The sequence below is a fragment of the Burkholderia puraquae genome, from assembly GCF_002099195.1.
In the GTDB taxonomy this organism is placed as follows: Bacteria; Pseudomonadota; Gammaproteobacteria; order Burkholderiales; family Burkholderiaceae; genus Burkholderia; species Burkholderia puraquae.
In genome coordinates, this window is the sequence record NZ_NBYX01000022.1 from 58,577 (window position 1) to 70,656 (window position 12,080).

8 protein-coding genes are annotated in these 12,080 nt (G+C 67.2%); 2 read left to right on the top strand and 6 right to left on the bottom strand.

Annotated features, from left to right (window positions below; genetic code table 11):
* Nucleotides 1-117: 117 nt before the first annotated feature.
* Nucleotides 118-1,218 carry an adenosine deaminase gene (gene add, locus B7G54_RS30835; protein ID WP_085042500.1) on the bottom strand — a complete coding sequence of 367 codons (1,101 nt, stop codon included), beginning with the start codon at nt 1,216-1,218 and terminating at the stop codon, nt 118-120.
* 46 nt (nt 1,219-1,264) lie between these two features.
* Nucleotides 1,265-2,614, bottom strand: a complete 1,350-nt coding sequence (locus B7G54_RS30840; protein ID WP_085042501.1) for an NCS2 family permease — start codon at nt 2,612-2,614, stop codon at nt 1,265-1,267.
* Nucleotides 2,615-2,708: 94 nt separating this feature from the next.
* On the opposite strand from B7G54_RS30840, the gene B7G54_RS30845 reads away from it, so the two are divergent.
* Nucleotides 2,709-3,620, top strand: coding sequence for a LysR family transcriptional regulator (locus B7G54_RS30845; RefSeq protein WP_085042503.1), 912 nt, complete (start codon nt 2,709-2,711; stop codon nt 3,618-3,620).
* Between the two features lie 41 nt (nt 3,621-3,661).
* On the opposite strand, the gene B7G54_RS30850 is transcribed toward B7G54_RS30845, so the two are convergent.
* From B7G54_RS30850 to B7G54_RS30865, 4 genes are all read right to left on the bottom strand, one after another.
* A complete protein-coding gene (locus B7G54_RS30850; RefSeq protein WP_085042505.1) occupies nt 3,662-4,714 on the bottom strand; it encodes a nucleoside hydrolase in 1,053 nt (350 codons plus the stop codon).
* Nucleotides 4,715-4,724: 10 nt separating this feature from the next.
* Nucleotides 4,725-5,837, bottom strand: a complete 1,113-nt coding sequence (locus B7G54_RS30855; protein WP_085042506.1) for a porin — start codon at nt 5,835-5,837, stop codon at nt 4,725-4,727.
* Nucleotides 5,838-5,998: 161 nt separating this feature from the next.
* Nucleotides 5,999-7,309: a hypothetical protein gene (locus B7G54_RS30860; protein WP_085042508.1), complete on the bottom strand. Its 1,311-nt coding sequence runs from the start codon at nt 7,307-7,309 to the stop codon at nt 5,999-6,001.
* Nucleotides 7,310-7,686: 377 nt separating this feature from the next.
* The gene (locus B7G54_RS30865) at nt 7,687-9,105 is read right to left on the bottom strand and encodes an MFS transporter (RefSeq protein ID WP_085042509.1); all 1,419 of its coding nucleotides are present in this window, start codon (nt 9,103-9,105) and stop codon (nt 7,687-7,689) included.
* Nucleotides 9,106-9,558: 453 nt separating this feature from the next.
* On the opposite strand from B7G54_RS30865, the gene B7G54_RS30870 reads away from it, so the two are divergent.
* Entirely contained in the window at nt 9,559-12,006 is a 2,448-nt protein-coding gene (locus B7G54_RS30870; RefSeq protein ID WP_085042511.1) for a DUF3772 domain-containing protein, read from the top strand.
* Nucleotides 12,007-12,080: the final 74 nt, after the last annotated feature.

A 12,080-nucleotide genomic window follows, 5' to 3' on the forward strand; every position in this document is an offset into this window, starting at 1 on the left:
GCGCGATGACGAAGGCAGTTGCCTGTACGAAGGCCCCGCGCCGGATGAGTCTGCCCGGACGATGCGGGCCACACGCGCGCCGGTTGAAGCACCGGCCCGCGTACAACGCAGGTGCGCTCAGCCTGCGGCGAGCGTATCTGCCAGCGCATCGAACTCCGGCACCCACGCCGCTCGCCACGCCGCCTTCGTCGCGTCATCGACCCACGCGCCGTCGATCCCGTTCAGCATGAACTGCCTCAACTCGACCACGGTAAAGCCGAAATGGCTGAACATCAGCTCCCACGCTTCCGAAGGGTTCACCTTGTGCAGCGTCGGATCGTCGGTGTTCGGATGGATCTTCAACCCGAGCTCCGGCATCTTGCGCATCGGATGCAGTTCGGCCCATTGCGCCGGCGGCAGCGTACGCAGGTAGTACGAATTCGTCGGCACGACGGTAAACACGATGCCGCGCTCCGCATAGCGCGCGCACAGCTCGGGGTTGTCGACGATCGTATAGCCGTGGTCGACGCGATCCACCTGCAGCAGATCGACGGCCGTCTCGACGTTGCGCCACGGCATCCCAAACTCGCCCGCATGCGCGGTCGTGCGAAAGCCCGCCGCGCGCGCATGGCGGTAAGCCTTCCAGAACAGTTCCGGCGGCCGGTCGTTCTCGCGATAGTCGATCCCGAGCCCCGCTACTTCGTCTGCGCGGTTCGCCTTCATCCATTCGACAATCGCCACGGCTTCGTCCGGATCCTGCTCGCGGTCGATGCTCGGGATCAGGCGCGCGCCGATCCCGAAGTCGCGTGCGGCGTCGCGGATCGCCGTCACGATCGCCGCCTGCGCATCCGCATATGCGATGCCCGACACACGCACCGTACCCGTAGGATTCCAGAAGAATTCTGCATGCCTGACGTTGTGCGCGGCCGCATCCTCCAGATACTCGTACGCGATCCGCCGCAGGTCGTCGGGCTGCGTGAGCAGATACTTGTCGAGTGCGCGCAGCACGTGCAGCACGCCGACCGGCTTCTCGCCGCGCGCATAGAACGCGTCGATCTCCGCGCGCTCGATCGGCGCACCGCTGCGCTCCGCGAGCGCGACGAACGTGTCGTGCCGCACCGCGCCGAGCAGGTGGCAATGCAGCTCGACCTTCGGCAGCGCGTGGAAGAAGGCCCGGTGAGCCGGCGTGATCTCGATGCCCGTGCGCGCGGCCGGGACGTTACCTGGTGTTGCCTTCATTGCAGTCTCTGTTTGGGTAGTACCGATGCGTCGCGAAAGCCGTCTCTCAGTGCGGCTTCACGACGGTCCAGAAGTAGTAGCCGAGCGGAAGCGCGAGCACGACGAGCCCCCACGACACGTCGCGCCAGCGGCCGGCCAGCAGCTTGACGAGCACGTAGCACAGCAGCCCGCCCGCAATGCCGGTGCCGAAGCTGTTCGACATCAGCGTAAGCAGCACCATCGACATCACGGGCAGCGCATCGGTGAAGTCGTCGAAATGCGTATGGCGGATCGTCGCGAACATCGACAGCCCGATCAGGATCAGCGCAGGCGCGGTCGCCTCCTTCGGGATCGCAAGCGCAACCGGCACGAACAGCAGCATCGCGGCGAACAGCACGGCCGCGGCCAGCGACGACAGCCCGCTGCGGCCGCCGGCCTCGACGCCCGCCGCCGATTCGATCAGCGCGGTCAGCGCGGGAATGCCGAACACGGGCCCGAGCGTCGCCGCGAGCGAATCGACGAGGAACGGCCGGTTGATGTTCGGCAGGTTGCCCTGTTCGTCGAGCAGGTTCGCCTTCGCGCCGACCGCGAGCGCGGTACCGAGCGTCGAGAAGAATTCCGCCGCGAAGAACGCGAACAGGTACGGCGCGGCCGCGAGGCTCAACGCGCTGCCGATGTCCAGCTTGAACGCGATCGGCGCGATGCTGTGCGGCAGCGACACGAACGACGCGGGCAGATGCGTGACGCCGAGCGGCACACCGGCCGCCGCCGCGACGAGGATCGCGATCAGGATCGCGCCGGGCACCTTGCGCGCCTGCAGCACGATCGCGACCCCAAGGCCGATCAGCGCGACGAGCGCGCCCGGCCGCGAGAAATCGCCGAGCGCGAACGCATTGGTCTTCGCGTTCGCCACGACCATCCCCGCATTGCGCAGCCCGAGCATCGTGACGAACAGCCCGATCGACGCGCCGAGCCCGAGCTTGATCTGCACCGGAATCAGCCGCACCACGACGCCGCGTGCGCCGAGAATCGTCAGCAGGAAGAACAGCACGCCCGATACGCATGCGATGCCGAGGCCCGTCTGCCAGCCGACGTGCTCCGTCGTCGCGAGCGTCACGCCGATGATCACCGAGCCGCCGATGCCGGGGCCGACGAGGAACGGCAGGTTCGCGTAGAGCCCCATCAGCGTGGTGAACAGCACGAACACGATGATCGTCGCGGTCGTCGCCGCGCCGCGCTCCATGCCGCCTGTGGCAAGCAGCGACGGGATCACGACGAGCAGGTACGCGGCCGCGAGAAACGACGTGACGCCCGCGATCGTCTCGGTGCGCACGCTCGTGCCGCGCGCGGCGAGCGCGAAGCGGCGTTCGAGCCAGTTGGCAGGCGCTCGCGCCGGCATCGTGTCAGTCGCTGACATGGTGGTTCTCCTGTGATTCCGAATATTGTCCTGTGCCGATACACGCAGCGCGGTCTTATACTGCCGCGTACCGCATCCCGACCGTTATTGCCCGATGTCGTCCGACCGCTCGTCGCTGCTGCCCGCACTCACGCTGCGGCAGGTCCAGCACTTCGTCGTGCTCGCCCACGCACGCAGCTTCACGCAGGCCGCGCAGGCGCTGTCGCTCACGCAGCCCGCGCTCACCGCGTCGATCCGCCAGATCGAGTTCCTGCTCGGCGGCCGCCTGTTCGCGCGCTCCGCGCACCGGCTTACGCTCACCTCCGCGGGCGTTGCCGTGCTGCCGCTCGCCGAACGCCTGCTCAACCAGGCGCGCGGTACCTTCGACGACATGACGCGGCTCATCGGCGAACGCATCCAGACCGTGCGCATTGCGTTCATCCCGTCGGTCGCCGGCCGCCTGCTGCCCGCGCTCAACGCACTGCGCGATGCGAATCCGACGCTGCGCTTCACGCTCACCGACCTGCCGAACAGCGCGCTCGTCGAAGCCGTGCGCGACAGCGTCGCGGATCTCGGCATCGGCGTGCGCGAACCGGACAGCGACGACGGCACGCTGCGCTATCGGCAGCTCTTCGAGGACGAGATCGTGATCGTCGTGCGGCATGACGATCCGCTCGCCCGCGCGAAGAGCGTCACGTGGGCGAAGCTCGTCGATCGCGAACTCGCCGTGTTCGTGCGCGGCAGCGTCAGCGAATCGCTGCACCGCACCGGCGGCGCCGAAAAGCTGCGCCTGAACGTCACGTACCGGATGGAATACACGGAGCCGCTCTACGCGCTTGCGCGCAACGGCCTCGCGACCGCCGTGCTGCCGAGCCTCTACACGATGCATCTGCACGATCCCGAACTCGTCGCGCTGCGCGTCGACAAGCCGCGCGTCACGCGCGCGATCTCGCTGATCTCGCTCGCCGGCGACGATCGCGGCCCGCACGTGCGTGCGTGCCGCGAGTGGATTGCAAAGCACATCTGATTGCGTTCACCGTTCACTGTTCGCCGCGTGGCGGCCCGCGTTCAGGGCAGCTTCGCGATGCGCTCGACGAGCGTCGCGTAGAAGCGGTCCGCGTCGACCTCGTTGATCCACGTCGCGTTCGCCGCGCGGCCGCTGCGCCCGTTCCAGTCGATGACCGTCTCGCCGAGCGTCCACTGCCCGGTCGTCTCGACCATCACGTTCACCTTGCGTCCACCGAACAGCGTCGGATCGACGAGGTAGCCGACCGCGGTCGGGTCGTACATCGGCGCGTCTTCGACGCCGCGCCGCTTCTTGTTGTATGCGAGCTCGGCGTCCATGATGTCCGCGACGATCGCGCCGCAGCGATTGCCGAGCGCGCGGAACGGCGCCACGCGTGCCGGCGTGATCGGCGCCTTCACCGCGACGTCGCGCGGCAGCACGACGATCGGCACACCGCTGCCGAACACGACTTCGGCCGCCTGCGGATCGACGTAGATGTTGAACTCGGCGGCCGGCGTGATGTTGCCGCGCTCGAAGAACGCGCCGCCCATCAGCACGATTTCGCGCAACGCGCCGCGAATCTGCGGTGCTTCGACCAGCGCGGTCGCGATGTTCGTCAACGGCCCGAGCGCGCACAGCGTCACGCTGCCGGGCACCGCGCGGCTCAGCGTATCGACGAGATACGACACAGCATGGCCGGCAGCAAGCGGTGCGCGCGGCTCGTGCAGTTCGACACCTTCGAGCCCGGTCTTACCATGCACGTTCGCGGCCGTCACGAGGTCGCGCACGAGCGGGCGCGGGCAGCCCGCATAAACGGGCAGCGTCTTCGTGCGGCCGGCCCAGTCACGGATGATCCGCGCATTGCGTTCGGTCAGGTCGAGCGGCACGTTGCCCGCGACGGCGGTCAGCGCGCGGACGTCGAGCCGGTCCTGCGCGCCCAGCGCGAACAGGATCGCGATGGCGTCGTCCTGCCCCGGATCGGTATCGATGATCACCGTGCGGCGCGCGGCCTCGCCGCCGGCCGCGAACGCGCCCGTTTCGGGCAGCAGCGCGGTGCCGGCCAGCGCGGCGGACAGTTTCAGGAAGGTGCGGCGGGATGCGATCGGATGGGTCATGGCCGGGTGCTCAGAAAACGTGCCGGACGCCGAGCGTCGCCATCATCTGGCGCGTGCCGGTCGAGCGCGCGTACGCGAAGATCTGCGCATGCTCCGCATCGCCGGCCGCCTGCTGCGCGATCACCGTCAGCGCGACGTCGGTGCGTTTCGACAGGTAGTAATCGGCCTGCAGGTTCACCTGGTGCCATTTCGGCCGCTTGTCGATCACGTCGTACTTGCCGTTCGTGAACGCATACGCGGCGCCGAGAAAGAGCTGCGGCGTCATCGTGTAGACGACGTTCACGCCAAGGTTCTGCAGGTGCAGGTGCGAATTGTCGAGGTAATCGTAGCGCACGTCGGTAAACATCGCCGCGAACTGCGCGCGGCCGATCGTGTAGAAGCCGCCCGTGCCCGCGATCCGCTGCCGGCTAGCGTAGGCCGCAGGCGACATCGCGCTCTTGCTGAAGATCAGCAGCGGCGACGCATAGTCGTTCGCGATCGCGCCGTCCTGGTTCGTCGCGCTGTACGGATGGTTGTACTGCGCGTAGACCGCGCTCCAGCGCAGCGGACCCTGCTCGTAGCCGAGCCCGAAGCTGTATGCGCTGTTGTTCGCGAAACCCGTCGCGTTGCTGAAGCCGTACAGCGCGGTGAATTTCAGGCCGTAGTAGACGGGGCTCACGTACTTCACCGAGTTCTGCACGCGGATGTCGTTGTAGCCGTTGTCGTTGTCGCCGATGTTCACGCCGTTGCTCGCGATGATCACGGGCCCGATGTAGTCGTGGATCGCGTCGTACTGGCGGCCGAACGTCAGCGAGCCGTAGGTGCGGTCGGCGAGGCCGACGTAGGCCATCCGACCGAACTCGCGGCCATTCTGCGCGGCCGTGCCCGTCATCACGTTGAAGCCGTTCTCCAGCTGGAATACCGCGGACAGCCCCTGCCCGAGATCCTCCTTGCCCTTCAGCCCCCAGCGCGGGTTCTGGTTCGTGCCGGACAGCGCCTGCCACGCGTTCTTGCCGCCCTGGTTGGTCGCGTACCCGACGCCGGCCGAGATGAGACCGTACAACGTGATGCTGCTTTGCGCACCGGCATGGGTCGCGAAGGCGCCGAGCATCGCGAGCGGGGCGAGCTTGTGGAGAGTTTTCATGCGGGTCGTGTGATCGGTGGTGGTCCAGGCGCGGCAGGGTTCCGCGAAACTGGCCTCGACTATACGAACCCGAATCGGATAATAAAAGTTTGCTTTTCTTATGTGTCAATAAAACGGATTTATTCTCATCCGTGTGCCTTCCGCGCCCGGCGGCCCGGCGCTCAGTCTGCCGTGTCGCCGCCCTTCGGCACCTTCGACCACGCCTTGCGCCCCGGCAACGGCGACCATGCCGGCCGGGTCTTGCGTGCGCTGTCGATCACGACCAGGTAGCGGCCCGCGATCGGCGTGATGTCGCGATCGCGACGCAGCACCCACAGCGACTTGCCCGCTTCGACGCGTGCCTGGTAATCGTCGTCGAGCAGGCCGTGGCGGTCGAAGAACAGGTTCAGCGACGCCGGAATCCGCACGCACCCTTTCGAGTGCCGGATGCCGAGCAGCGCTTCGAGGCGATCGGGGTCGGTCGCATGCATCTGGAAGCGCATCGGCGACACGCCGCCCTTGCCCCAGCCGCGCTCCCCGTCCTCCCAGCCGAAGTCGTAGATGCGCATGTCGCGGCTGCCGTAACCGCGAATGCCGTTCTCGTTCGTCGTGCCTTCCGCGCGGAAATCCATGTTGTCCGGCGAGTGATGGAACACACCGAGCGGCGTCAGGAAATGGTCGTACTTGCCCGGCAGGCCGGTACCGACCGGCGATGCGCCGATCATCAGCCACGCGTTGGCCGGCGTCGCCCGGAAGTAGATGAACAGCGCCTGCACGTTCGGCGCGCGGTCGACCATCGCGACGTATTCGCCGGCGAGGTCGCCGAGATCCGCATCGACGAGCGCCTTCTGGAGCCGCTCGCCGTAGGCGCGCTGCTCGCTTGCCGGCACGTTCAGGCGCCGCGTGACTTCCTGCGTGAAGCGCTTGCGCATGTCGACCGCGCGCGCCGTCGCATTTTTCGCCTCTTCCGCCGACAGGGGCGGGTGCCGGCGCGGCGGCGTCGGCGCGGGTGGCTCGGCCTCGCTGGCGGGCGTGGCGGAAGCGGACGATGCAGGTGTGGCGGCGGATGCAGCGGAAGCGGCAGAAGCCGCCGCTGCGCCCGATGCCGGGCTGGCAGGCTCCGCAGGACGCGCGTGTGATGCGGCAGGCGCGGGCTGCGCCGCCGACGCACCGGACGATGCATGCACCGACGAAGCGGGATGCGCGCGAGAAGCTGCCGATGCGGGCGACTCGACTGATGAGGACGGCGTAACGGCAGGCGACGATGCGTCGGACGCGGCAAAGGCCGGCCGCTCGACAAGCACGGAGATCGGCAGTGCCGCAGCGAGCCAGATACACGCAGCCGCGGCACGGGCAAGACAACGCGGCTTCGCAAATCGCCGCGTCAAGCTGAAAGGCATCATACGTTCGAAGCCATCGTCCGATCCGGCCGCCGCATGCTGCTGTTGCGAGCGGCGCATCTTCCGCGCGAGCCATCGACACGTCCGGCGCATCGTGTGCGCCCGGCGCCGACGCCTCTTCGCGGCGGAGCCGTTCGCTGCTGCAACGCGTACGGTCCGATGGCGGCTAATGAGTCGTCAGGCCCTTCATTTTACGCGTCCACGCAAGAATCGGCAGCGACGCAAATCGCGGTTCATCGCGAATTTGCGCTTCGTCACGCTTTGTTTCAACTCGTTGCCGCCTGCTCCGTCATTGCGTGGCAATGTTGTTTGTTGGGCGTTCGAGATCGATATGCGATGCCGCGATTTTCGCGACGACGTGGCGGCTTTTCGGAATCGATTCGTATGCCATATCATTTTAGATACGCCACAAGCGCAACGCATGGCACGCATGCCGCGCGAACCGCGCGACATGCGTGCACATCTACCGATTACTTCGAGATGGTTTCGAGCGCGATGCCCTTCGTGCGCGGCCCCATGAGCCCGATCGCGGCCATCACGATCACCATCGCGCCCGCGATGAACGCGAACACGCCGAAGGTGCCGAAGCCCTTCAGCACGGCCGCGATCACGAACGACGAGAAGATCGCCGAGAAGCGGCTCCACGAATAGACGAAGCCGACGGCCCGTGCGCGGATCGACGTCGGGAACAGCTCGGCCTGGTATGCGTGGAAGCTGTACGACATGATGTTGCTCGCGAGCGTGAGGCCGATGCCGAGCACGATCAGGAACGCACCCACCGTCGTCTGGCTGAACGACAGCCCGCAGACGACGATCGCCGCCGCCATCGCGACGATCACCGACTTGCGCTCGAACCGGTCGGCGATCACGAGGCCGATCAGCGGGCCGATCGGCGCGGCGAGCGCGATCACGCTCGAATACATCAGGCTCGACGTGATCGTGATGCCCTGCTTGATCAGCAGCGTCGGCACCCAGTTCGCGAAGCCGTAGAAGCCGACCGTCTGGAACACGTTGAAGATCGTCATCATGATCGTGCGGCTGCGATACGGCGGCACCCACATGTCGCGGAAGCTGCCGCGCGGCGGCACCGGCTCGGCGGGTGCGGGCGGCGGCAGCGGCCGGCCGTATTCGGCTTCGACCTTCGCCTCGAGCGCACGCATGATGCGGTCGGCTTCTTCGACCCGGCCCTGCTGCGCGAGCCAGCGCGGGCTTTCCGGCAGTTCGCGGCGAATCCACCACACGAACAGCGCGCCGTGCGCGCCGATCAGCACGACCCAGCGCCAGCCATCGAGGCCGAATGGTGCGTGCGGCACGAGCAGGTACGCGAGGAACGCGACCACCGGCACCGCGACGAACCCGACTGCCTGCTCGCACGCGAACGCGCGGCCGCGGATCTGCTTCGGCACGAGTTCGGAGATGTACGTGCCGATCGTCACCATCTCGACGCCGAGGCCGAGACCGACGACGAAGCGCCAGAAGTTCAGCCCGGCCGCGGTGTCCTGGAACGCCATCACGACGTTGGCGGCCGTGTACCACAGCAGCGACCACGTGAAGATCGCGCGGCGGCCGAAGCGGTCGGCGAGGAAGCCGCATGCGATCGTGCCGATGAAGAGGCCGGAGAACAGCGCGGCGATGAAGCTCGCGACGCCCGTGGTGCCGAACAGGCCGTGCGTCGTCGCCGACAGGATCCCGCTTTTCACGAGACCGGGGGCGACGTAGCCGCTATAGAGCAGGTCGTAGAGCTCGAAGAAGAAGCCAAGGCTCAGCAGGACGACGAGCTTCCAGACGGTGCGGGTGGGCGGCAGGCGGTCGAGGCGGGCCGAGATGGAGCCGGGGTCGACGGGTGGGGATTGGGCAGGTGCCTGCGAAAGGCTGTCCGTTGAGGCCATCGTGGGCGCGTCTCCTGATCGTGTCGTGTTGTTGTCCGGCGACCAGCGAGCCGCCGTCGGGCGAATCGCTGCATTGTACCGGCAGGTCCGTCCGATGCGAGCGCACCCCGGCCCCGATATCTCGAACGCGATGACGTGCAGGCCGCCATCGGCCACCGAACCGATTCGGACACCCCATTTTCGCGCCAGATAATGTGTAACTTGCGTAACCGTCTGTCGGGTACCGAAAACGCGCCAGAACCGCTATCTGTCGCCACACCGCGGCGGCGTCGGCCCCACCGTCCGGGCCTAGTGCACCGTTTCGCGCGGGCACGCACCACCGGAATCGCCACAAACGGGGTACGCAATCGGTACAACCACGCGTTCCACACCCCGGTAACATGCTACCGGGCCAACCACCGGCTTCCGGGCGCCTTTCGGCGACCTGAATTGTCGGCAAATCGTAAGCATTCCATGTTCATACAACGACTATCCACTTACGCCCGCCGGATCGCCCTGATCGCGCTGCTGCAGTTTGCGGCGATCGCGACCGCGTCGGCGTTTCCGGCGGCCGCCTCGGCACCGAACGCGAGCGGCGTCGGCGCGCCCGTGCCGGCCATCTCGCTGAACGACGCCGTCGCGCAGCTCAAGCAGATGCAGGCCGAACTGGACCGCATCAAGCAGCAGACCTCGACCGCGTCCAACAGCAAGGAACTGGACGGGCTCAGCGACTCGACGCAGGAGCTGAGCACCGATGTCGAGAAGCTGCAGGGCGATCTCGTTCCGCAGCGCGCGCAGATCCAGGGGCAGCTCGACGTGCTCGGCCCCCCGCCCGCCGACGGCGCCGCGCCGGAAGCGCCGGCCGTCGCGAAGCAACGGGCCACGCTCAACGCACGCAAGACACAGATCGATGCAGCGCTGAAGCAGGCCGCCGACCAGAAGACCAGCCTCACGAACCTGAACGAGCAGTTCGCGAAGCTGCATCGCGGCCTGCTGAAGAACCAGCTCGCGTTCCGTTCGGGCGGCATTTTCAGCGCGCAGTTCTGGCTGCCGCTGTTCCATCTTTCGCCGGACGACGCCCAGCGGCTCGGGGACTTCGACGAAGAGATGCTCGACATGCTGCGCTCGTCGTGGGTGCCCGGACAAAAAGCGATCACGGTGCTGCTGCTGGTTGCCGCGTTCGCGGCATGGATGGGCGGCCGCCGGCTCATCGAGCGCGGGCTCGCGTGGTTCTGCGTGAACCGCCTGCCGGCCACCCGTTTGCGCCGCAGCGCGCTGGCGTTGTCGACCGCGCTGTCGACGCTGCTGGCAACCGCCATTGCCGTGCAGATCCTGTACCTCGCCGTCGCGCGCCACTACGACCTCACGCCGGCGCTGACCGATCTATGGGACCAGTTCGCGAAGCTTGCCGCAACCTGCGCGCTGATCGCCGGGCTCGGCCGCGCGCTGCTGTGCACGAAGCATCCGTCGTGGCGCCTGCCCGCGCTCGCCGATCCGGTTGCGCTCGCGATGAGGCCGTTCCCCGGCATCCTGGCCGCGCTGCTGCTGGTGTCCGGCACGCTCGAGTCGATCAACCGGATCGTCGACACCAGCCTGTCGGTCACGCTGTTCGGCCGCGGAATCGTGTCGCTCGTCGTCGCTGTGACGGTCGGTGCGTCGCTGCTGCGCTCGAATCGCGCGCGCAGCGCGCTCGCGGCCGCCGGCGAAGCGCCCGAGCAGCGCTCGACGCTCGCCGGGCTGATCCATGCCGCCGTCACGCTGGCCATCATCGCTACCCTGATCGCACTCCTGATCGGCTACATCACGGTCGCGCGCTTCATTACCTACGAGCTCGTGTGGTTCGAGATCGTGCTGGGCGCCACCTACATCCTGATCCAGCTGACGCGCGACGCGAGCGAAAGCCTGTTCTCGTCGAGCCTGACGACGGGCCAGCAGATCAAGCACCTGTTCGCGCTCGAGGATCGTCACCTCGACCAGGCCCGCACGGTCCTGTCCGGTTTCGGTACGAGCCTGCTGATGCTGATCGCGGCCATCGCGCTGCTGACGGGCGGCTTCGGCACGACACCGGGCGACCTGCTCGACAGCGCGGTCGCGATGATCGGCAGCCAGCGGCTGCAGAGCCTGAACATCATGCCCGACCGGATCATGAACGCCGTGATCGGGTTCGCGATCGGCTTCTACCTGCTGCGCTCGCTGCGCCGCTGGCTCGACGGCGAGTTCATGCCCGCGCTCGGCATGGATACGGGAATGCGCGTGTCGCTGATCACGCTGTTCACCAACGTCGGCTACGTGCTGCTCGTGCTGATGACGCTCGGGCTGCTCGGCGTCAGGTGGAACAACCTCGCGTGGATCGTCAGTGCGTTGTCGGTGGGTATCGGTTTCGGCCTGCAGGAGATCGTGAAGAACTTCGTGTCGGGGCTGATCCTGCTGACCGAGCGCCCGGTGAAAGTGGGCGACATGATCAGCATCGCGGGCGTCGAAGGCGACATCCGCCGCATCAACGTGCGCGCGACCGAAATCCAGCTGAGCGACCGCTCGACCGTGATCGTGCCGAATTCGCAACTGATCTCGCAGAACCTGCGCAACGTGACGATGGGCAACAGTACGCAGGGCGTCGCGACGCTGGTGCTGACGTTCCCGCTGAACACCGATCCCGAGCAGGTTCGCGACCTGCTGCTCGACGCGTATCGCGAGCACCAGGCGATTCTCGAGAAGCCGGCGCCGTCCGTCACGTTCAGCCAGCTCACGCCGGACGGCATCACGCTGAGCGTGACGGGTTACGTGTCGAGCCCGCGGATCGCGAGTTCGACGAAGAGCGATCTGCTGTTCGAGATCCTGAAGCGGTTGCGCGCGGCGGGGATCACGCTGTCGAGCCCGCAGATGCTGGTCGTGCAAAACATGCCGGCGGCGGGAGACGCATGACGCGGCTCGCGCGCTTGCCGTCGCACAGATGAACGAAGGGCCGGCACCGCAACGCGGCAGCCGGCCCTTTCTAC

Bases quoted from the DNA above. Each gene is read 5' to 3' on its own strand.
- B7G54_RS30845 (WP_085042503.1), top strand. From the start codon at position 2,709: ATGTCGTCCGACCGCTCGTCGCTGCTGCCCGCACTCACGCTGCGGCAG.
- B7G54_RS30860 (WP_085042508.1), bottom strand. From the start codon at position 7,309: ATGCGCCGGACGTGTCGATGGCTCGCGCGGAAGATGCGCCGCTCGCAA.
- B7G54_RS30855 (WP_085042506.1), bottom strand. From the start codon at position 5,837: ATGAAAACTCTCCACAAGCTCGCCCCGCTCGCGATGCTCGGCGCCTTC.
- B7G54_RS30870 (WP_085042511.1), top strand. From the start codon at position 9,559: ATGTTCATACAACGACTATCCACTTACGCCCGCCGGATCGCCCTGATC.
- add (WP_085042500.1), bottom strand. From the start codon at position 1,218: ATGAAGGCAACACCAGGTAACGTCCCGGCCGCGCGCACGGGCATCGAG.
- B7G54_RS30865 (WP_085042509.1), bottom strand. From the start codon at position 9,105: ATGGCCTCAACGGACAGCCTTTCGCAGGCACCTGCCCAATCCCCACCC.
- B7G54_RS30840 (WP_085042501.1), bottom strand. From the start codon at position 2,614: ATGTCAGCGACTGACACGATGCCGGCGCGAGCGCCTGCCAACTGGCTC.
- B7G54_RS30850 (WP_085042505.1), bottom strand. From the start codon at position 4,714: ATGACCCATCCGATCGCATCCCGCCGCACCTTCCTGAAACTGTCCGCC.